This window comes from Embleya sp. NPDC055664 (assembly GCF_053618075.1).
In genome coordinates, this window is sequence record NZ_JBSHGZ010000016.1 from 163,237 (window position 1) to 183,819 (window position 20,583).

Annotated in this window: 17 protein-coding genes and 1 riboswitch; of the genes, 9 read left to right on the top strand and 8 right to left on the bottom strand. The window is 72.0% G+C overall.

The features are described 5' to 3' along the window. The first annotated feature begins 33 nt into the window (after positions 1–33). Entirely contained in the window at positions 34–1,434 is a 1,401-nt protein-coding gene (locus ACWGR4_RS25380) for an aminotransferase class V-fold PLP-dependent enzyme (RefSeq protein ID WP_380007421.1), read from the top strand. A 16-nt stretch (positions 1,435–1,450) separates the two neighbouring features. On the opposite strand, the gene ACWGR4_RS25385 is transcribed toward ACWGR4_RS25380, so the two are convergent. The 3 genes from ACWGR4_RS25385 to ACWGR4_RS25395 form a co-directional block, all read right to left on the bottom strand. Next, complete coding sequence (locus tag ACWGR4_RS25385) at positions 1,451–3,217, bottom strand: ATP-binding cassette domain-containing protein (protein WP_452132580.1); 1,767 nt, start codon at positions 3,215–3,217, stop codon at positions 1,451–1,453. Between the two features lie 120 nt (positions 3,218–3,337). Next, positions 3,338–6,406, bottom strand: coding sequence for a helix-turn-helix transcriptional regulator (locus ACWGR4_RS25390; protein ID WP_452132581.1), 3,069 nt, complete (start codon positions 6,404–6,406; stop codon positions 3,338–3,340). Next, positions 6,289–6,948 carry a GNAT family N-acetyltransferase gene (locus ACWGR4_RS25395; protein WP_452132582.1) on the bottom strand — a complete coding sequence of 220 codons (660 nt, stop codon included), beginning with the start codon at positions 6,946–6,948 and terminating at the stop codon, positions 6,289–6,291. Before ACWGR4_RS25395 ends, ACWGR4_RS25390 begins: the two co-directional genes overlap by 118 nt. Positions 6,949–7,103: 155 nt before the next feature. Between ACWGR4_RS25395 and ACWGR4_RS25400 the strand changes: the two genes are divergently transcribed. After that, positions 7,104–8,918 carry a glycosyl transferase gene (locus tag ACWGR4_RS25400; protein ID WP_452132583.1) on the top strand — a complete coding sequence of 605 codons (1,815 nt, stop codon included), beginning with the start codon at positions 7,104–7,106 and terminating at the stop codon, positions 8,916–8,918. A 35-nt stretch (positions 8,919–8,953) separates the two neighbouring features. Here the strand turns inward: ACWGR4_RS25400 and ACWGR4_RS25405 are convergent, their stop codons facing one another. Next, positions 8,954–9,400 (bottom strand): hypothetical protein, encoded by a 447-nt coding sequence (locus ACWGR4_RS25405; RefSeq protein WP_380007436.1) that lies wholly within the window; start codon positions 9,398–9,400, stop codon positions 8,954–8,956. Between the two features lie 245 nt (positions 9,401–9,645). Here ACWGR4_RS25405 and ACWGR4_RS25410 point away from each other — a divergent pair, with 245 nt between their 5' ends. Beyond that, complete coding sequence (locus ACWGR4_RS25410) at positions 9,646–10,305, top strand: histone deacetylase (RefSeq protein ID WP_452132585.1); 660 nt, start codon at positions 9,646–9,648, stop codon at positions 10,303–10,305. 7 nt (positions 10,306–10,312) lie between these two features. Here the strand turns inward: ACWGR4_RS25410 and ACWGR4_RS25415 are convergent, their stop codons facing one another. After that, positions 10,313–11,038 (bottom strand): flavodoxin family protein, encoded by a 726-nt coding sequence (locus ACWGR4_RS25415; protein ID WP_380014489.1) that lies wholly within the window; start codon positions 11,036–11,038, stop codon positions 10,313–10,315. 342 nt (positions 11,039–11,380) lie between these two features. Here ACWGR4_RS25415 and ACWGR4_RS25420 point away from each other — a divergent pair, with 342 nt between their 5' ends. Both ACWGR4_RS25420 and ACWGR4_RS25425 read left to right on the top strand, forming a co-directional pair. Next, a complete protein-coding gene (locus ACWGR4_RS25420; protein WP_452132586.1) occupies positions 11,381–11,788 on the top strand; it encodes a WXG100 family type VII secretion target in 408 nt (135 codons plus the stop codon). A 1-nt stretch (position 11,789) separates the two neighbouring features. Continuing rightward, positions 11,790–13,910, top strand: coding sequence for a hypothetical protein (locus ACWGR4_RS25425; RefSeq protein ID WP_452132587.1), 2,121 nt, complete (start codon positions 11,790–11,792; stop codon positions 13,908–13,910). Between the two features lie 39 nt (positions 13,911–13,949). Here the strand turns inward: ACWGR4_RS25425 and ACWGR4_RS25430 are convergent, their stop codons facing one another. Next, positions 13,950–14,591 carry a uridine kinase family protein gene (locus tag ACWGR4_RS25430; RefSeq protein WP_452132588.1) on the bottom strand — a complete coding sequence of 214 codons (642 nt, stop codon included), beginning with the start codon at positions 14,589–14,591 and terminating at the stop codon, positions 13,950–13,952. A 110-nt stretch (positions 14,592–14,701) separates the two neighbouring features. On the opposite strand from ACWGR4_RS25430, the gene ACWGR4_RS25435 reads away from it, so the two are divergent. The 3 genes from ACWGR4_RS25435 to ACWGR4_RS25445 all read left to right on the top strand — a co-directional run bounded on the left by ACWGR4_RS25435 (position 14,702) and on the right by ACWGR4_RS25445 (position 16,432). Beyond that, complete coding sequence (locus ACWGR4_RS25435) at positions 14,702–15,022, top strand: DMT family transporter (protein ID WP_380014501.1); 321 nt, start codon at positions 14,702–14,704, stop codon at positions 15,020–15,022. Further along, positions 15,019–15,558 carry a TetR/AcrR family transcriptional regulator gene (locus ACWGR4_RS25440; RefSeq protein ID WP_380014504.1) on the top strand — a complete coding sequence of 180 codons (540 nt, stop codon included), beginning with the start codon at positions 15,019–15,021 and terminating at the stop codon, positions 15,556–15,558. The genes ACWGR4_RS25435 and ACWGR4_RS25440 overlap by 4 nt, the downstream gene beginning before the upstream one ends. 289 nt (positions 15,559–15,847) lie before the next feature. After that, positions 15,848–16,432, top strand: coding sequence for a TMEM165/GDT1 family protein (locus ACWGR4_RS25445; RefSeq protein ID WP_126642227.1), 585 nt, complete (start codon positions 15,848–15,850; stop codon positions 16,430–16,432). A 12-nt stretch (positions 16,433–16,444) separates the two neighbouring features. On the opposite strand, the gene ACWGR4_RS25450 is transcribed toward ACWGR4_RS25445, so the two are convergent. Next, complete coding sequence (locus ACWGR4_RS25450) at positions 16,445–16,921, bottom strand: DNA-binding protein (protein ID WP_380014507.1); 477 nt, start codon at positions 16,919–16,921, stop codon at positions 16,445–16,447. 443 nt (positions 16,922–17,364) lie between these two features. Next, positions 17,365–17,521, top strand: a riboswitch (cyclic di-AMP (ydaO/yuaA leader). A gap of 6 nt (positions 17,522–17,527) precedes the next feature. Here ACWGR4_RS25450 and ACWGR4_RS25455 point away from each other — a divergent pair. Beyond that, positions 17,528–18,490, top strand: coding sequence for an NlpC/P60 family protein (locus ACWGR4_RS25455; protein WP_380014510.1), 963 nt, complete (start codon positions 17,528–17,530; stop codon positions 18,488–18,490). A gap of 177 nt (positions 18,491–18,667) precedes the next feature. On the opposite strand, the gene ACWGR4_RS25460 is transcribed toward ACWGR4_RS25455, so the two are convergent. Beyond that, the gene (locus ACWGR4_RS25460) at positions 18,668–20,452 is read right to left on the bottom strand and encodes a methyltransferase (protein WP_452133805.1); all 1,785 of its coding nucleotides are present in this window, start codon (positions 20,450–20,452) and stop codon (positions 18,668–18,670) included. Positions 20,453–20,583: the final 131 nt, after the last annotated feature.

Sequence of the window (20,583 nt, forward strand, 5' to 3'; positions counted from 1 at the left end):
GCGAGACTCGGACGTCCGGGGGAGGTGGGGACCGTGGGAAGCGCCGAGCCGGCCGGACCGCCGGACTTCGAGGCGATCCGCCGCACGGAATACGGCTATCTCGACGACCAGGGCCTGGTCTACCTCGACCACACCGGCGCCGGCCTGGCCGCACGCCGCCAGTGGCAGGCGCACGCCGCACGCATGGCGGGCCGTACCTACGGCAATCCGCACTCCGAACACCCGGCGTCGGTCGCCTCCACGGACCTGGTCGAGCACACCCGCCGGGCGATCCTGGCGCACTTCAACGCCGATCCGGATCGCTACGCGGCGGTGTTCACCGCGAACGCCACCGGCGCCTGCCGACTGGTCGGCGAGGCCTACCCGTTCCGGCGCGGCACCCGCTTCCTCTTGCCGATCGACAACCACAACTCGGTGAACGGGATCCGCGAGTATGCCCGCGTCCGCGGCGCCCGCACCGAGTACATCGGCCTGTCCGGGCCCGAACTGCGCCTGGACGGGGAACGATTACGCGCCACGCTGGCCCGCCGCCGGGGCCTGTTCGCGTTCCCCGCACAGAGCAACTTCACCGGCGTACGCCACCCCCTGGAGTGGATCGACGTCGCCCACGAGCACGGCTGGGACGTACTGCTCGACGCGGCCGCGTACGCCCCCACCAACGTGCTCGATCTGGGCGTCGTGCAACCGGAGTTCGTCGCGGTCAGCTGGTACAAGGTGTTCGGCTACCCGACCGGCGTGGGTGCGCTGATCGCCCGTCGGGACGCGCTGGCCCGACTGCGTCGGCCATGGTTCGCCGGCGGCACGATCGAGGCGGTCAGCGCGCAGGGCGGCTGGCATCGCATGGCCGACGACGAGTCCGCGTACGAGGACGGCACGCTCAACTTCCTGGCCGTCCCCGACGTCGCGCAGGGCCTGGCCTGGGTCGAGGAGGTGGGCATGAACGCGATCCACGAGCGGGTCGCCGCGTTGACCGCGCATCTCCTGGCCGGGTTGGCCGGGTTGCGCCATCCCGGCGGCGAACCGCTGGTGCGGGTGTACGGACCGGGCACGACGGACGAGCGGGGTGCGACGGTGGCGCTCAACGTCTTGGACGCCGCCGGGCGGGTGGTCGACGAGCGGGTCGTGGCGCGTGACACCGCCGCCGCGCGGATCTGCGTGCGCACCGGCTGCTTCTGCAATCCCGGCGCGGGCGAGGCGGCGTTCGCGATCGGCCGACGCACGCTGCGCGGCGCGGTGTTGCGCACCGCCGCGTCCGGCGGCACCCTCGACGACTATCTGACCCGGCTCGGTCTGCCCTCGGGCGGCGCGGTCCGGGTCTCGCTCGGCCTGCCGTCCACCCGCGCCGACGTGGACGCCTTCCTCGACTTCCTGGTCCGCACCTACCGCGACCGGCCCGTCGACCCGAACGGACTGGCCCCGCGCCTGCGCTGCTGACCACGCCCGCGCGCGCTCACCACCCGGCCCGGGGGCAGCGGCGGGCCAGCACGACGCAGGTCGCGGCGACGAACAGCGCGGTGCAGCCCGCGAGTACCGCCCAGCCGAGCAACGGCGCATGGTCGAAGCTGTCGCCGTACGATGCGAGCAGTGGCGGTCCGAGCGGGGAACGGCTGTGCGCCCAGCGGCCGGACAGGTCCAGGTCGCTGCCCAGCGCCTCGAACGCCCACCGGTTGGTCATCGCGTAGCTGAGGGTGTGTCCGATCGCGGGCATCCGGGGCACCGGGACGAACGCCCCGGAGAAGAGCACCTGGGGAAAACACAGCAGCGGCAACATCAGCGTGGCCTGGCCCACTTCGGTCACCGCGGCGGAGGTCAGCAGCCCGAGCGCGAGCGCCGCGGCCGAGGCGAGCAGCAGCGTCACCAGGAGGGATCCGTACACGCTCCAGGACGCGGCGGGCAGCCGGTTCATCCCGCGCAGCACGGCGAGCAGCAGTACGTCGGCCAGTACCAGGATCGGCAACAGCACGGTGAACTTGGCCGCGAGGTACGGCCCGATCCGCAGCACGGTCAGCCGTTCTCGGCGCACGATCGGCAGTTCCACGCAGATCTGCAACAGCCCGTAGGTCAGCCCGAAGAAGAAGCCGCCGAACGCGATCCAGAACAGGATCATCGCCGCTCCGGACGGGCTCGGCGCGAGCGGGTCGAAGGCGCCGGGGCGAAAGAGCATCGCGAACATGGCCACGATCACCAGCGGCGAGCCGATCAGCATCGCGGCGGTCAGGCGATCCCGGGTGATCAGTTCGAGATCGCGGCGGGCCAGGATCGACCATTGGCGCAGCGGGTGATCGGCTTTTCCGGCGCCGCGGGCCGGGCCCGGTCCGCGGACGGCCGCGGGTGTCGCGGCGGCGGGACGTGGTTCGGCCGCGTGATCGGATGTGGGCACCGATCCGGCGGCCCGGCCAGACCTGCCGCCCGGTCCGGCCGTTCGCTCCAACTCCGGTTCCAGGGCGCCAAGTTCTGGTTCCAGTAGCAGCTCCGGCTCACGGCCCGCGTCCACGCTCGCCCCTCGGGACGCCACCGCGGCGTACACGTCGGCCTCGGTCGCCACGCCGAAGTGCGCGCACATCGCCCGGGGGTCGCCGACGTAGGCGGGGCGTCCGTCGGGCGCCAGGAACGCCACCCGGTCGCAGCGGGCCAGGTCGGCCGGGGCGTGTGTGGTGAGCACGACGGTGGTGCCCGCGCGGGCCAACTCGTGCAGCAGGGCCATCAGTTCGGCCGCGGCAGCCGGGTCCAGGCCGGACGTCGGCTCGTCCAGGAACAACACCCTGGGCCGGGTCAGCAACTCCACCGCGATGCCGGCCCGCTTGCGCTCGCCGCCGCTGAGCGTGCCCACCCGCTGATCCGCGAGTGCGGTCAGCCCGAGCGCGGCCAGAGTGCGCTCGACGGCGTCGGCCGGCCCCTCGTCGGCCGGTGCGCGCAACGCCGCCGCGTAGCGCAGGCTGTGCGCCAACGGCAGCGCGCGGTGCAGGATGTCGTCCTGCGGGACATAGCCCAGGCCGCGCGCGTCGGGCCGCCCGCCGTCGTGCCGCACCTCGCCCGCACTCGGCGGCCGGATCCCGGCCAGGGTGTCCAGGAGCGTGGTCTTGCCCGACCCGCTGCCGCCCGCGATCGCCGACACCTCGCCGGCCTCGGCGACCAGCGAGACGCCGCGAAGCACGGTCCGCCCGCCGACCGTTCGCTCCACGTCGCACGCCGCGACCCGTATCCCGTGCCCTGCCATGAGCGCCCCCCGACGACTGCCCCCGAACCATCGACGGGTCATGTATAACCCGTGCACCCGGCCCCGGACACCCCGCCGGGGACGATCGGTGTCGGCTCGCCGAGGTTCGTCGGCGCCGGATCAGTCGTCGAGCAGCCGCATCCGGTGGGCCAGCGCGGCGGCCTCGCCGCGGGTGGCCACCTCCAACTTGGCCAGGATGTTGGACACGTGCACGCTCGCCGTCTTGACGCTGATGAACAACGTCTCGGCGATCTGTCGGTTGCTCCGCCCGTCCACCAGCAGGCCCAGCACCTCCTGCTCACGGGGCGTCAGATCGCCCGCCTGGTGCGCCGATCGGGCCGCGGTCGAGCTCGCGCCGGCGCGGCCGAACGGTTCGAGTCGGGCCCGTCGGGCGAGCAGTTCGATACGTTCGCGCAGCGGCACGGCGCCCAGGCGCACCGCCGTCTCGTGGGCCCGGCCGAGCACGTCGGCGGCGGCTGCCCGCTCGCCGGCGGCCACGAGCGCGGCGCCGAGGTCGGTCTGTACCTGCGCGGTGGGATAGGGCTGCGTGGTCGCCTCCCAGCCCGCCACCACCTCGCGCCATCGGTCCACGCTGTCGGTGCCCTCGGCGCGGTCCAGGTAGGCGGTCAGGGTGCGTGCCTGGGTGCGGTCCAGCGCGCAGTCCTGGGCCAGCGCCGCGCCGGCCGCCCGGATCCGGGCGAGGTCGGCCCGGGTCGCCGCGGTCGGCTCGTCGTCGGCGTACGCGCGGGCCGCCTCGATCAGCAGCGGGAAGGCGAACCGCTGGTTGCCGACGCCGAATCCGGCCCGCAGTTCCGCGTCCAGGATCTCGGCCACCTCGGCGCGCCGGCCCTGCGCCCGGGCCAACGCGATCGCGGCGCCGGACTGCGGGATGCGGTGTTGCGCCTCCTGGTGCCTGCCGCGTGCGCTCTCGCGCGCGTGGGTCAGCGGGGCCGCCACCTCGGCGATGTCGCCGCGGACCAGGTGGGTCATGGCCAGCATGCGTTCGGCGTGGCCGGTGGCGCAGCCGTCGGCGTTGTGCTCGCGGATGTCGTCCACCGTCCGGGCCACCTCGTCCCAGCGGCCGAGCGAGAACAGGCTCTCCGCGAGGTTGCCCAGGAGGAACGCGCCGGTGTTGCGGACCACCCCGCGTTCGCGGGACAGGTCGAGCGCGCGGTGGAGCGCGGCGACCGATTCCTCGTGCCGGCCGACGCCCTCCAGGACGGAGGCCCAGTTGCCGAGCACGTAGATCAGCGTGTCCGGCTTGCCGCCCGTCGCCGCCTCCGCGACGCGGACCGCCTCGAGGCCGTACGCGAGCGCCTGCGTCTCGTCCGGCTCGCCGGACCCGGTCAGGAACCAGGACAGCGCCTGGAGCGTGCCGGCGATCATGTCCTGGTCGTCGAGTCGGCGGGCGATCTCCAGGACCTGCCGGGCGATCTGCAGGGCCTCCTGGACGTGTCCCTCCAGGAAGTGGGCGCGGGCGCTGCGCAGGGCCACGCCCGCGTACTCGATCGAGTCGGGTCGGTCCTGCAACAGGCTTTCGGCGTGCTCCAGTTCGACCATGCCGGAGCCGCGGCCCAGCCGGTTCAGCGACTTCGCCCGCTGGGTCCACAGCAGCGCCGCCCGCAGCGGGTCGCGCTCCTCGTCGACGAGGTCCAACGCGTGGCGCAGCAGGGCGAGTTCGCGATCGCCGGAGTTGTCGTAGCGGGCCGCGACGATGGCGCCGTCCAGGACCTGCGCGAGCGTGGTGCCGGTGGACTGCTCCGGGTCGGGGACCATGTCCCACATCGCGATCGCCCGCTCGTACAGCTCCCGGGCCTCGCCGAAGGCGTACCGGTCGGCGGCGGCGACCGCCGCGGTCAGGCTCGCGGGCAGCGCCTCGGCGGGGCGCCCGGCGGCGGTCCAGTAGCGGGCCCGGCGCTCCACGTGGTCGCGGTGCGGGGACAGTTCGCCGCGCTCCACCAGGGTGTCGTGGGCCCGGGCGAACGCCGCGTACATCCGGGTGCGCTCGCCGGGCAGCAGGTCGCCGAGCGCCGCCTCGCCGACGAGCGCGTGCCGGAAGGTGTAGCCCTCGCCGTCCGCGTCGGAGACCAGGACGTGCCCCGACACGGCCGCGCGCAGCGCCGTCTCCAGGGTGTCCGGGTCGAGACCGGCCACCTCGGCGAGCAGCCGGTGTTCCACGCCGATGCCGCCGACGGCGGCCAGCCGAACCACCCGGCGGGCTTGTTCGGGCAGTTGTTCGATCCGGATCAGGAGCAGGTCGCGGAGCGTGTCGGACAGGTCGGTGAGCCGCCCGTCGCGGACGCCGGCGGCCAGTTCCTCGACGAAGAACGCGTTGCCCTCGGAGCGTTCGAACACCTGCCGGGTGAGAGCGCGCGAGGGCGTCTCGCCGAGCAGGCCGGTGAGGTGCTTCTCCACCTGCGGCAGGGTGAGCCGGCCCAGTTCCACCCGGGCCACCGAGCGAATGCGTTCCAGCTCGGCGACCAGGCGGCGCATCGGGTGGCTGCGGTCCATCGCGTCCGCACGCAGCGTGCCGACCAGCAGGATCCGCCCCCGGCGCAGCGAGCGGACCAGGAACGCGAGCAGTTCGCGGGTGGCCGAGTCGGCCCAGTGCAGGTCCTCGAAGGCGATCACGAGGGTACGGTCCTCGCCGGCACGCTCCAGCAGGCGCAGCGCGGACTCGTACAGCCCGGCCCGCTCCGGTGCGGGGCCCACGACGGGTTCGGCGGCGAGCGTCGGCGAGATCCAGGCCAGCTCGCGGCGGCGGTCGCCGACCACGGCGTCGAAGTCGTCGCCGAGCGTGGTCGCCAGCGCCCGCAGGATGGCCGAGAACGGCGCGAACGGCAGCCCCTCGGCACCCAGTTCGAGACAGGCCCCGACCGCGACCACGGTCGGCTGCGACCGATCGGCGGCACCGGCCAAAAACTCGTCCAACAACCGAGTCTTCCCGACCCCGGCCTCCCCGGTGAGCAACACGACCCGGGGCTCCCCGCCGTCGGCCTCGCCCAGCGCCTCGACAAGCCGCCCCATCTCGGACTCACGACCAACAAACAGCGGCACCCCGACAAAAACATTCACACGACGCAGCTTCCCACGCCCCGCGGCCCCTCGGGCCGGCGGATCCGTGGTGGGCGGAGGGCGGCGGGTGGTGTTGCGCCGGGTCGGGCGGTGGGCCGGGTTCGGTGGAGCCATTCGGTGCGGGTGATGGTGTATTCGACCTCGCCGTGTTCGGAGCCCTCGATCGGCTCGGGCCAGTTGTCGAAGTATGTGCGTCGCAGGGTCAGGCCAAGCTTTTCCAACACCCGTCGCGAGGCCTGGTTCACGGACATCGTGTTCGCGGTCACCTCGTGCAGTCCCGGCTCGGCGAAACCCCGGTCGAGCAGCGCCCCCGCGCCCTCGGTCGCGTAGCCCAGCCCCCACGCGTCACGACGCAGGCGATATCCCAGCTCGACCACGTCGACACCGTCCTCGACGAGCGGACGCAGCTCGAACCACCCCACGAACCGCCCGCCGTCCCGCTCCCGCGCGGCCCAGAAACCCGGTCGCCCCCACGCCGGGTATACCTGCCGCAACCGAGGCAGGACCCGCTCCCGAACGGCTTCGACCGACGTCGGCCGCCCGCCGTCGATGAAGCGCATGACCTCCGGATCGCCGTCCAACTCGACCAGATGCGTCAGGTCCGACTCGACGAACGCCCGCAACTCCAGCCGCGGCGTCTCCAGAAAGATCGACATCCCACCATCCTGGCCGCCGCCCCGGCGCCGAGCCGGCGAATTCACCCGGCGGCGACCCCGGTGCCCACTCGGCCGCCCGGCCCTCGTACCATGGCCGGCGATCCTCTCGCCGCTGGGCGCTCATGGCGGGCAATCTCCCCGGAAGGACCCGATCCATGGCCGCCGTCGCGACCCGGCTCCGCATCTCGTCCCGCTTCACGCGCGCCGGGGGTATACGCGGCGGCCGCATACCCGGCGTGCGTGCCGGCGACCGGTGGGTCGCCGTCGGGTTCCTCCTGCTCGCCATCTGGCTCTACCACGACCTCTGGGCCGATCTCGATCACGCCTACCTGGCCTCCGCCGGCCAGGACCAGAACATGTGGGAGTGGTTCTTCGACGCCACCGCCGACGCGGTGCGCGACCTGCGCAATCCGCTGATCTCGGACCTGCAGAACCACCCGCTGGGCGTCAACATGATGGCCAACACGGCCATGCTCGGCCTCGGCGTACCGCTGACCCCGGTGACCCTGCTGTTCGGCCCGACCAGCACGTGGGCCCTGGTGCTCACCGGCGGCATGGCCGCGAGCGCGTTCGCCTGGTACCGCCTGTTCATCCGCCACCTCGTGCAACATCGCGCGGCGGCGGTGATCGCCGGCGGGTTCTGCGGGTTCGCGCCGCCGATCGTCGCGCACGGCAACGCGCATCCGAACTTCGTCGTGCTCTTCGTGATTCCGCCGATCATCGGCGCGGTGATCCGGCTGTGGCGCGACGAACGCCCGGTGCGCAACGGCATCGTGCTCGGGCTGCTGATCGCGTTCCAGATCTTCATCGGCGAGGAACCGCTGGTGTTCGCCGCCACCGGCCTGGTGGTGTTCGGGTTCGTCTACGCGCTGGCCCGCCCCGAGGCGGCCCAGGCGGCGGCCCGACCGCTGGGCACGGGACTGCTGATCGCCGCCGCCGTGTCGTTCGCGCTGGTGGCGTATCCACTGTGGGTGCAGTTCTTCGGGCCGCAGCACTACTCCTCGCTCGAACACGAGTCGGGCAACGACCTGGCCGCGTTCACCGCGTACGCGAGCGATTCCCTCGCCGGCGACCGGAGCAGCGCGGCGGCGCTGTCCGAGGGCCCGACCGAGGAGAACGCGTTCTTCGGCTGGCCGCTGATGATCCTCACCGGATTCCTCGTCGTCTGGCTGCGCCGCGAGGTGGTCGCCCGAGCGGCGACGATCACCGCCCTGGTCGCGGCTTTGCTCTCGCTCGGCCTGCGGATCGTGGTCGACCACGACAAGACCGGCATCCCGGGACCGTGGCAGCTGGTGAACAAGCTGCCGCTGTTCGAATCCATCCTGGAATCCCGGTACGCGATGGTCTGCGTCCCCGCGATCGCGGTCCTGCTGGCGATGGCCACCGATCGGGTACTGGCCTCGGTCCGGGATCGACCCGTCACCGAGCGCGAGTTGCCGGTACGGCTGATCTGGGCCGGCGTGCTGACCATGGCCCTGCTCCCGATCGCGCCCACCCCGCTGGACGTCGTCGACCGCCGCCCGGTACCGGCCTTCTTCGCCGACGGACGGTGGCGCCCGTACGTGGACCACGGGTCGGTGGTCGTGGTGCCGCTGCCGAGCGTGGTCGAGGCGTCCGCGCTGCACTGGCAGAGCGTGGCCGACCTGGGCTTCCCGCTCGCGGAGGGCTACTTCGTCGGCCCATGGGGTCCCGACCGGGTGGGTGTGTACGGCGCCGACTACAGCCCGACCTCGGCTCTGCTCGGTCGGGTCGCGTCCGAGGGCAAGGTCCCCGAGATCACCGACGACCAGCGCCGCGAGGCCCGCGAGGACCTGGCCCGCTGGCGCGCCGACGTGGTCGTACTGCCCCGGCACCCGCACGGCGCGGAGCTGGCCGGCACCCTGACCGCGCTGCTCGGTCCGGGTCAACGGGTCGCCGACGTGCAGGTATGGGACGTACGACCGCTGGTGGCGGCGGCCCGGGCCGGATAGGCCGGGCCCGATCCGGCCCGAGACCGCGCACCGGATCAGCGGTATCTGGCCTCGATCTCGGCGAAGTACGCCTTGGCGAGCCGCAGGAACTGTGCTTCGCACAGCGCGATCTCCTCGCCGAGCCGATATCCCAGGACGGACAGCGCGGGATCCAGCCGGATCTGCGTGTCGCCGACCAGCCGACCGGCGTGCGCCGTCAACGATCTGGCCAGCACCCGGACCTCGTTGACGGGGTTGCCGTCCTTCTTCTCCAGACTGCGGCTGCGGTTCGCGAAGAAATGGTCCAGGGCCAGGACCAGGTTGTTGAAGAACACCGGCTCGAACGCCTCCAGCGCCTTCTCGAACCGTGTCGCGGCCGCGCCGGACAACCGCGCCCCCGTCGCCGCCAGTGCGTGATACGTGTCGACCTGGCACTCGATCGAGGCCCGACACGCATCGATGTAGGTCTGGTCGTAGCGGTTCACGCACACCACGCCCGCCACCTCCCGATACTCGACTGCGTTATCCGACTGACGCGCCCCGCCCCGCGAATGTGACCGGGCACGCCGCGCCGGCGCGTGTCTTCAAACCCCCGTCGGGCTCCGCGGTGTCCGGTGCCGTGCATCGGCGTGCCGGAGAAGCAGGTGCACAGTGGTTCCATTCGCCTGTTTCTCCGGGGCGGCGAGGTGCGGTGCCGGGCGTCGTGGAGCTCGGCGGGGGTTTGAAGACACGCGCTAGGCTGCCGGACGTGTGTTCCGATCTGGTGTGGTATGTCGCGTACGGGTCCAACATGCACGCCGCCCGGCTCGACTGTTACCTGCGCGGCGGCCGGCCCCCCGGCGGCGTCCGGAACTATCCGGGATGCCGGGATCCGGCCGCACCGCGCGCGACGCGGCCGGTGGTGATACCGGGCCGGATGTACTTCGCCCTCGAGTCGAAGGTATGGACCGGCGGAATGGCCCTGTACGACCCGCTGGACCCGGGTCGCACACCCGGCCGGGCCTACCTGCTGACCCTCGGGCAGTTCGCCGACCTCGCCGCGCAGGAGATGCACCGCGCCCCCGGGCTCGACCTCGACCTCGACCTCGACGACATGGCGACCACCGGGCGGGTGACCCTCGGCCCGGGCCGCTACGAGACGGTGGTCCGCGTCGGTACGGCCGACGGCCTGCCGATACTCACCCTGACCACGCCGTCCCGCAGCGCCGACGTGCCGTGGAACGCTCCCGCCGCCGCATATCTGCACCACCTGAGCGCCGGTCTCGGCGAGGCGCACGGTTGGTCCCGCCGGCGCGCCGCCCGCTACCTCGCCGGCTGCCCGGGCGCGGCCGGTACCTGGACCGAGGACACGATCGCCGCACTGCCGAGCCCACCGGACCCGCCGAACCCGCCCCGCCCGCCGGGTTGACCGTCCCTCAGCGATAGTCCGGATTCTCGAAGTCGTAGCGGCACCCGGCGTCCCACCCCGCCCGCTGGTTGCCGTACGCCGGCACCCCGCCCGCGTCCTTGAGCAGCCGGGCCAGGTGCAGCAGATTCCAGGTCATGAAGGTGGTGTTGCGGTTGGTGAAGTCGTTGTCCGGACCGCCCGACCCGGGATCCAGATACGACGGCCCCGGCCCGGCCTCGCCCATCCACCCCGCGTCCGCCTGCGGCGGAATGGTGTAGCCGAGATGCTGAAGGCTGTACAGCACGTTCATCGCGCAGTGTTTGACGCCGTCCTCGTTCCCGGTGATCAGACAACCGCCGACCCGCCCGTAATAGGCGTACTGCCCGGCCTCGTTGAGCAGGCTCGAACACGCGTACAGTCGCTCCACCACCCGCTTGAGCACCGAGCTGTTGTCGCCGAGCCAGATCGGCCCGGCCAGGACCAGGATGTCCGCGTCCATCACCCGCTCGTACAACTCCGGCCACTCGTCGCTGGGCCACCCGCGCTCGCGCATGTTCGGCCAGACCCCGGTGGCGATCTCGTGGTCCACCGCCCGGAACTCGTCGACCGCGACCCCGTGTCGGGTCATGATGCCGCGGCTGATGTCCACCAGGCCCTGGGTGTTGCTGACCTCCGGGGAACGTTTGAGGGTGCAGTTCACGAACAGCGCTCGCAGGTCGTCATAACGCGCGGGCGGTGGTCCGAAGTCGGGCATCGAAGGCTCCTCGTGTCTCGTGTCTCGTATCTCTTGTCTCGACGGCGGTGAACGGGGGTGACGCCGGCCGGCGCGGCGGACGATCCAGGACGTCCCGGCGCCGGCCTCTCGCATCCGATCACCCCGGGACGGCATATTCCCCCGCACCTCGCCCACCGCCGCGCCCCGACCCACCCGCTCGGCGCAACACCGGCTCCGGCCGACTCCTCGCCCGCGGTCCCGATCCGGCATCGTCCCTCGCGATGTCCACGGATCGGTTGATCACGGCGAGCCGGTGGTCTTGGATGGCCGTGTATCGCGCATGTATGGCGCGTATCGCATCGGTGACTCGGGGGTTACGGCATGACGACCGATTTCGACTCGATACTCAATCCGGGGCTGCCCCGGGTGAAGGTGGACGGCAGTACGTTCGCCGCCACGAACAGGCCGGACCCGCGCCCGGGTTGCGCACCGCAGGCACCCGACGTACATGTCGAGCCGGGCGCATTGGACACCGCCGCCGGCCGACTGCGGGAGATCGCGGGGGACTTCCGCACCACCGGCCTCAAGGGCGTCACCGCACTCGAACCGGTGACCAAGGCGCTCGACGGTTTCGAGCTGGCCAAGGCGGTGGACGCCGCGCACACCGCGTGGCACGACCGCACCATCGCGGTCGCCGACACCCTCGCCGGCCGGGCCGGGAACCTGAACACCGCGGCGACCACATGGCGCAACACCGAGGGATCCGTCTGCACGACCTTCGGAGGCTGACGTGGTCGATTTCATCCACCTGCGCGACGTCGACCTGGGCACGCTCGTCACCGCGGCCGAGGTGTGGGCCACGCTGCCCGACCGCATGCACACCCGGCACGGCGACGTGGACCGCGACGTGGTCTCCCCGCTCACCGGCGGCGCCTGGAAGGGCGCCGAGGCCACCGCCGCGATCGGCGAACTCCGGGCCATGTCCGGCCAGATGGAGGACGCGCACACCGAGGCGACGGCGCTGCGCACGGTACTGCTCGACGCGGCGAGCGACCTGAGGACCGCCAAGGAGCACCTGACCAAGGCGATCGCCGACGCGGCCGACCAGAAGTTGACCGTGGACGACAACGGCGGCGTGCACTGGACCGCGCCGTCGTACGCGCGCAACCTGCCCCCCGACGACTACGACGCGGTGACCAAACCGCTCAAGGAGGCGGCGCAGGGCATCTCGGACCGGATCGGCAGGGCGCTGACCGAGGCCACCGCCGCCGACCAGCGCGCCGCCTTCGCGCTGAACGCGGACACGCGCGGCGACGATCCGAAGAGGTTCAACGGCAAGGCGGTCGGCGCGGGCCCGGCCCAGGACGCACGCCGCGCGACCGACCTGGTCAATCGACTGATGATGCTCAGCCCGGCCGAGCGCGGCGAACTGCGCAACCTGCTCGCCGCCAACGCCGACGATCCGGCGTTCAGTACCCCGTTCCTGAACCAACAGGGTCCACGCGGCACGCTCTGGCCGGCGGGGATGATCGCCAAGCTCGGCGGCGGCGATGCACCCAAGGGCTTACAGGAGGACCTGAGGGCGATCCAGGCCGACCTCGGTCGGGTGCTGGCCGCCGGTACCGGAAAGGGCCCCGGGCCACACGTCGATCGGGCGTGGGTCGACGAACTCATGCGGGCCGGCCGGGAGAAGACCGACATCGGGCTGTATTCGTTTCGGCCCTACGGATATCAACTCCTGGGCACCCTGCTCGACACCGGGCATCAGGACACCGATTTCCTGCGCCTGATCGGCCAGGACATGCGCGCCATGGAGCGGGACGATCCCGCCGTATGGATGAAGAACACCCCGTCGGGCGCGATGTACAACGGGTTCCGACTCGACATCGCCGACGGACACGGGGCGGGGCTGGACCCGATGACCGGCCTGATGGCCGCCTTCGGCAACAACCCCGAGGCGTCGAAGGAGTTCTTCGACCCCGCCAAGCACCCCGGCGAGGTCGGCTACATGCTCAAGCGGCACTGGTTGCCGGACTGGGCCGGCGCGGGCCCGATCCCGGAGGGGTACAACCCGCCCGGACTCGACCAGTTGGGCCGGGCGTTGGAGGCCGCCGCTACCGGACAAACGCCCGGCGGCGGCTACGGACTGCCCGGCGGCCCGCATCCCCCGCACGACGAGACGATGCGGCAGATCATGCGGGACACGGTCGCCACGCTCGGCGGCGACGACGGCCTGCGCGGCAAGTTCGCGGCCAACCTGCGGGACAGCGTCGGCAACATGGTCGCGTCCTGCATGGGCGACGGCGTGTACGACCAACTGGTCGCCAAGGACGGGCAGAACGGGGCGATGTTCCACGACCGGGACCTGATGCGGGTGATCACCGGCGCGGGCAACGACCCCGAGGCGTTCGCGGTGATGCACGGCGCCACCGTCGAGCACGCCGCCGGCGTGCTGGCCGCACACCCGGTGGTCAAGGCGCCGGGGGCACTGCCGGCGATGGACGTCGAGGCCCGGCAGGCGTTCAACGCGCTGGGCACGATGGACGGTCTGCGCGACGAGTCGATCGTGGCGGCGCGCGAGGCGGGGGTCACCGAGGCGACCTGGAACCGCAAGTACCAGACCCTCGCGAGTGCGCAGATCCTGAGCTACATCCCGCACGTCGGCGTGCCCGCCGGCCGGATGATGGACATCTACACGGCCCACGCCCTGGCCGCCGACACCGCCGCCCTCGAACACGGCTCCGGGCTCAGCCGGACGGAGAACTACTGGAGCGGCTGGTCGAGTTCGCAGGCGATGGCGGAGGAGTACGCGCGGGCGAACACCACCAGCGCGGAGGAGATCGCCGACCTGGCCGAGGACCGCCGGGCCCAGGCGATGGACACCGCCGCCCGCCGGCTGGCCCGCAAGTAGCCCGATCGAGCCCGCCGCCCACTCCCCCGGGCGGCGGGCTCACCCGGGTCCGGCAACGGCCTCGGCTGGTGAGGCGGGCGATCCGGGCGGCACGAGCCGGCCACTCGTGCCGTCGACGCGCACGTGGGGGCGGTCCCAGGGACGGTCGGCGGCCAGGTGCGCGGCCTCGGCCGTGCGCCACAACCGCCAGAACCAGGCAAGCCCCGGCCCGTCGCGCTCCAGCGTGCGGGCGGCGGCGACCTCGGCCGGGGTGTCGACCATGATGCGCAGCGCGGTGACCGTATCGAGTTCCCGGCGGGCCGCGCCGACGCCCTCCAGGATCACCACCGGGGCGGCCGGTATCTCCCGGTAACCGCCGATCCGATAGGCGGGCCAGTCGTAGATGTCGCACCGCGCCGCCTCGTGCCGGGCCAGCGGCGCCAGCAACTGCTCGCGCAACCGCGGCAACCAGCCGAAGAAGTCGCCGGGCCGGGCGAAGTCGTCCAACCGCACCACGGGCGCGCCGGGCAGGTGCGCGGCGAGCGTGTCGGCGAACGTGGTCTTGCCCGAGCCGCCGATCCCGTCCACCACGATCAACCGGGTCCGGCCGACGGACGGCGGGAGCGCCACGGCACACGCGGCCAATCGGGCGGCCGTCGCACACCGGCGCGGATCGAGCCGTTCGGGCCGTTCGGTGGGCATCGGCGCAGCCTACCCACCACCAAGACCAGGCCCGCCGGGGGCCGGCGACCGCGCACCCCGGTCCAGTACATTTGTACTTGTACATCTGTACAACTCGGTGGGGAGGGCGCATGGCCTGGTTGTTCCTGGGGTTGGCGATCTCGTGTGAGGTGATCGCGACCAGTCTGCTCAAGAGCACCGACGGCTTCACCCGGCTGTGGCCGACGCTGGCCTGCCTGGGCGGCTATGCCGGCGCCTTCTATCTCCTGACGCTCTCGCTGCGCCAGTTGCAGGTGGGCACGGCGTACGCAATCTGGTCGGGGCTCGGGACGGTGGCGATCGCCCTGGTCGGCGCGGTGTTCCTGAACGAGCCGATGACGCTGCTCAAGGCGTTCGGGATGGCCCTGGTGATCGCGGGCGTGGTGGTGCTGAACCTGGGCGGTGCGCATTGACCGCGACCCGGGATCCGGAGGGCCGCCGGTTGCGGATCGTCCGCGGCGCCGTCCAGGCCATCGCCGAGGTGGGTGTCGGCAACACCACGCACCGCCTGGTCGCGGCGCGGGCCGAGGTCCCGCTGGGGGCGACCACGTACTACTTCGCGTCGCTCGACGACCTGGTCGCCGCGGCGCTGGAGTACGCCTCGGCGGAGACGGTGCGGATGGTGGACGACTGGGCGGCGCGGATCCGGGGCAGCGACGACGTGCCCGGCGTGCTCACCACGCTCACCGCCGAATACCTCGCGGACCGCCCTCGGGCGCTGGTCGAGTACGAGTTGTATCTGGCGGCGGCACGCAGCCCCGAGTTGCGCGGTTTCGCGCGGGCGTGGGTCGAGGGGATCGGCGGCTTCCTGGCCGACCGGTTCGGACCGCCCGCCGCCGCGGCGGCGGTCACGCTCCTGGACGGCACGATGTTGCAGGTGCTGACCCTGGGCACGCCGCTGGACGAGGAGCAACTGCGCTGGTCGCTGGCCCGCTGTCTGACATCGTGAGCCGGCCCCGGGCCGACGCGGCGATGCTCGGGCGGGTCGTACGCATGCGGTAAGGTCACAGACCAGCGAAGGGGAGTAGCCCCGCGAACCGGTCGTCGACATGCTGGAGCCCTCGGGTTCCCGGTGGCCGGGCCCGATCATCACGGGTGGGCGAGACCTTCGGCCAGGCAACGACGCGTCCGCGAATCTCGCGGACGCACCCCGTCGTGCCGGGCCGAGTGGTCCTCCAATCCGCCGAGCGGCGCTTCGTGAAGACCCGGGGCCCGGCTCTCGCAGAAAGCCACCCGGAATGCACCTCGACCTCCTGGCGATCCTGACCGCCTTCGGGCTGATCTTCCTCGCCGAGCTACCGGACAAGACCATGTTCGCGTCGCTCGCCATGGGCACCCGCATGCGCCCGCTCTACGTCTGGTTCGGTACCTCGACCGCGTTCGCCGTGCACGTCGCGCTCGCCGTGGGCGCGGGCGGTCTGCTCGGGCTGCTCCCCGGTTGGATCGTCAAGCTCGTCTCCGCGGCGCTCTTCGGCTTCGGCGCGTTCATGCTGCTGCGCGGTGGCGCCGACGACGAGGACGCGGACGGCGGCGGTGCGCGGATCACCGGGTTCCGGGCGGTGTTCTCGACCGCCTTCATGGCCGTGTTCATCAGCGAGTGGGGCGACCTGACCCAGATCACCACCGCCAACCTGGCCGCCACCAACGGCACCTGGTCCACCGCGATCGGCTCGGTCGCGGCGCTGATGTCGGTGTCCGCGCTGGCGCTGCTCGCCGGGCGGTTCATCGCCAAGCGCATGCCGTTGCAGACCGTGCAGCGGATCGGCGGGGTGTGCATGCTCGGCCTGGCGATCTGGTCCCTGGTCGAGGTCTTCGCGGGTTGACCCGGCGGGCGTTCAGGCCCGGGCGGCCGGGTCGTCCTCCGACTCGGGGGTGGTGCGGCCGAGCAGGCGTTCGTAGCGCTGGCGGGCCGCCTGCGGGGTGCCCAGGCCCAGGCCGAAGGCGATCTCCTGCCAGGTCATCTCGCGCCCCCGGGCCATCCGGAGCAGCCCCGCCTCCAGGTCGTCCATCTCGCCCCGGGCCATCGGGATCAGGCTCAGCGCGGCGGTGATGTCGGCGTGGTCGACCGCCGGCTCGCCGTCGGCGGGCTGCGCGATACCGCTGAGCAGGAACGACACCAGCCGGATCGCCTCGTGCGGGCCGAGCATGTACGGATGCACCTGCCGCGCGCGCTGCTCGTCGGTGGCCGCGTGCCGCTCGGCGATCCGGAACAGGGATGCGTGTACCCGCCGGGCCCGCGCCTGTTCGGGGTCGGGCGGGCTGAAGGGATCGTGGGATTCGGGGGTCGCGGGCATGTCCGGAGTCGAAGGCATGGTCACAGCATGCCGAGACACACGGATCGATGTCAACAGATCATGTCGCATGATTCGTGTTGAACAACTTGTTCACATGGTGCCGGGGCGTGGGGGCGCGGTGCGGCCGGCCCGATGCCCGGAATGTGATGTAGCCCGCATGGATAAAACGGACATAAATTATATAGCCGACTTCGGGTTGCAATTCATTTCCGGTGACCGGTGACGGATCTCGACTATTTTCCGTTACCGCTCCGTCACGCCACTCTCCGAGATATGCCCTCGTCATCGCGGGTGCTTCCGACCGAAGCCGGCCGAGATGTCGCCTTTATTCCGCCTTTACACTCCGGGCAAACTCTGCGATTCGGTTGTGATCTCCCCATCGCATTGCCTACCTTTCTCGCCGATTCACCTTTCGGGTGAACCCTGCCGCCGGTACGCCGAATCCCGTCGCCGGCAGCGGGATGTCTACAGCGAAGAATCCGACGGGAGCGGGGGAACCAGGTGAATCGCCGTGGCCGGGATCGTTCCGGTGACGGCTAGGGGTGAAGTCGCGTGAAGCGACCGGGCTGCTCCAGTCCGAATCCGACAGCTCACCTCGTAGGCGACAGGAGAGGACCCCATTTCATGCTGTCCGCAAACGCTCGCCACCGAGCCGCCCGCCCCGCCAACGTCCGCCGCTTCGTCGCGGCGGTGGGCATCGCCGGCATGGGAGCCGTCATCCCGGTCGCCGGCGCCGGTGCGGCCCACGCGCAGGTCCCCACCACCGACCAGGCCCCCACCGGCGCCTCCGCCGTGCTGTCGGCCACGCCGACCGCCGCGGTCGACAGTGCCCCGGTCCAGGCCGAGGTCGCCGCGCCCGCGGCCGCCACGGCCGCGGAGAAGGCCCGCTACCTGGTCCAGGCCGGTGACACGCTGTCCCAGCTCGCGCTGACCAACAAGGTCTCCGGCGGCTGGCAGAGCCTGTACCAGCTCAACCGCGACGTGCTCCTGTCCGGCCCGGACCTGATCGAGATCGGCCAGACCCTGCGGCTGACCGGCTCGGCGCCCGCGCAGCCCAAGGCGGAGGCCCCGGCCAAGCCGAGCATCCAGGTCCAGCCGAAGACCACGGTCACCGGCAAGACCGCGCCGAAGCCGACGAGCAAGCCGTCGGTCGACGTCGCCGCCAAGCCCGCCGCCAAGCCCGCCACAGGTGGCTCGAAGGGCAACCAGGCGCCCACCGGCGGTTCCTCGAACGCGTCGAGCAAGGCCCTTCAGGCCGTCGCCTTCGCCAAGGCGCAGGTCGGCAAGCCGTACGTGTACGGCGCCACCGGCCCGAACGCGTACGACTGCTCGGGTCTGGTCCAGGCCGCGTACAAGGCGGCGGGCATCTCGCTGCCGCGCGTGACCAACGACCAGTTCGCCGCCGACCCGCACGTGTCGATCGCCAACCTGCAGCCCGGCGACCTGGTGTTCTTCTACTCGGGCATCAGCCACGTCGGCATCTACATCGGCGACGGCAAGATGGTGCACGCCGCCAACTCGCGCAAGCCGGTGGAGATCGCCTCGATCAACACCATGCCGATCGCCGGCGCGACCCGCCCGAACTGATCGCGCGGCCCGGCCGCGGCGGCGCCCGGGTGACCATCGCACAGCGGTGGCAGTGACAGCAGTGGCTCTGCGCCGTGCCCCCGACCGTGGTCGGGGGCACGGCGCCGCCGCATGTCCGGTGCCCACGTGTGCCCGGTGCCCGCACGTGTGCCCGGTGTCTACGTGCGCGTCCGGTGCCTACTCCTGCGTGGGGCGCGGTCGCGCGGTGAGTACCGCCATGTCCAGCGGCAGCGGTCGCAGGTCGAGCAGTTCGAAGCCGCCCTCGGCCAGCAACGCGCGGTACTCCGCCACCGTGCGCTCGCGGCCTCGGGCGTTGGTCATCATCTGGATGTCGAAGCGCAGCGGCAACACCGATTCGCCCGCCTCGACGATCGGCCGTTCGACGATCGCCAGGCGTGCGTCGACCGGCATCGCCCGGGCCAGGGCCCGCAACACGACCAGGCACTCGGCGTCCGCCCAGTCGTGCAGGATCCGGGCCAGCAGGTACACGTCTCCGCCGCCGGGCAGCGGATCGACGAAGAAGTCGCCGACCACCAGGTCGCACCGGTCCTTGGCGGCCGATGCGGCGAGCAACTCCCGGGCGGCGTCGACCACATGCCCCCGCTCGAAGAGCACCCCGCGTGCGGTCGGATGCTCGCGCAACACGCGTAGCAGCAACTCCCCGTCGCCGCCCCCGACATCGACCACCGTCGCGGCCGGCGGCAGATCCAGGGCGGCCGGCACCGCGTCGAAGACGATCGTGCCGAACGCCATCGCCTCCCGAAACAGCCGGGCGTCGTCCGGGTGTTCCGCGAAATATTCGAACGACTCGCGGCCGTGCACCCGGGTGAACGCGTCCTCGCCGGTGCGCACCGTGTGCTCCAGCCCGAGATACGACGTGAAGAACAGACCGCTGTACAGGTCCGCCAACGCGGCCAACGATCCGTCCCGATCGGTGCGCAGCAGCGCACCGCGCTCGGTGAGCCGATAGTGCCCGTCCGCCTCGGCCCGGAACACCCCGTGCCCGGCCAGCAGGCGCAACAGCCGCCCCAGGCGGTCCGGTTCGGCGCCCGCCTCCTCGGCCAGCGCGGCCACCGACCGGGACCCGTCGCCGAGGTGGTCGGCCAGGCCCAGCCGCGCCGCGACACCGATCGCCTGGGTCACCCACGCGCCGGTGACCAGGTGCAACATCTCCCGGATCGGGTCCTCGCCCGGCGGATCCTCGTGCACCGGCGAACCGACTCGACCGGCCGCCGGGTTCGGAGCCGCATGGCGCCGCAGTACCTCGGGATACGAACCGGTGGCCAGGATCTCCAGGCGGCGCGGCCAGCGGTCCGAGGCCGGTTCGCCGGTGCTGCGGAAGTACAGCACGAAGGTGTCCTCGTGCGGATTGAAGCCGCCGCCGTCCCGCAGTACCTCGTCCCGGGACACCAGCAGGTCGTGCAGATCCAGGAGGGTGACCGGGGTCGGCTCGACCACGCGGAAGGCGAAGTGTGTCTCGCCGTTGCGGGCGCGCTCCTCGGCCCGTAGTCGGGCGAAGTCGGCTCCCGGGACCGGTGCCACGGCGAACAGTTCGAGGTTGCGGCCCTCGCAGGCGGCGACCCCGTCGCCGGGCAGCGAGCATCGCACGATGTGTACCTCGACCGAATCCGCGCGCAGGCCCAGGCGTTCGGCGATGCGGTCGCGAACGACGGTGCTGGGCACGACCTCGGTGGTCCGTAATCCCCAGTGCGGCAGTCGGTCGAGCAGGTCGCCGAGCCGCTCCGGGAAGACGAGCAGCGCGGCGTGGTCGAAGCGGCAGTGCCGGGACACCATGTCCACGACCGCGTCGGGAACTCCCGGCGGCAGCGCGGCGCGGAGAATGTCCGCCGCGCCGTGTCCGCACACGTGGTCGATCAACGCGCGGATACGGTCGGCGTCCGGATCGGACAGGTGCTCGGGGGCGATCCCGGTCGGGACGGCCGTCGAAGGTGCAGGGTTCATCGAAGCTCCGTTTGTCCGTGGTCCGAGGGGTGGTGCGCGCGCGTCCCGAACGGCCCGGCGGAGGTGCGCGGGTCGGGGCGGGGCGCCCTGTGGAGGCTTGGGGATTCGGAGGGGTGCCCGGGGAGGCCGAT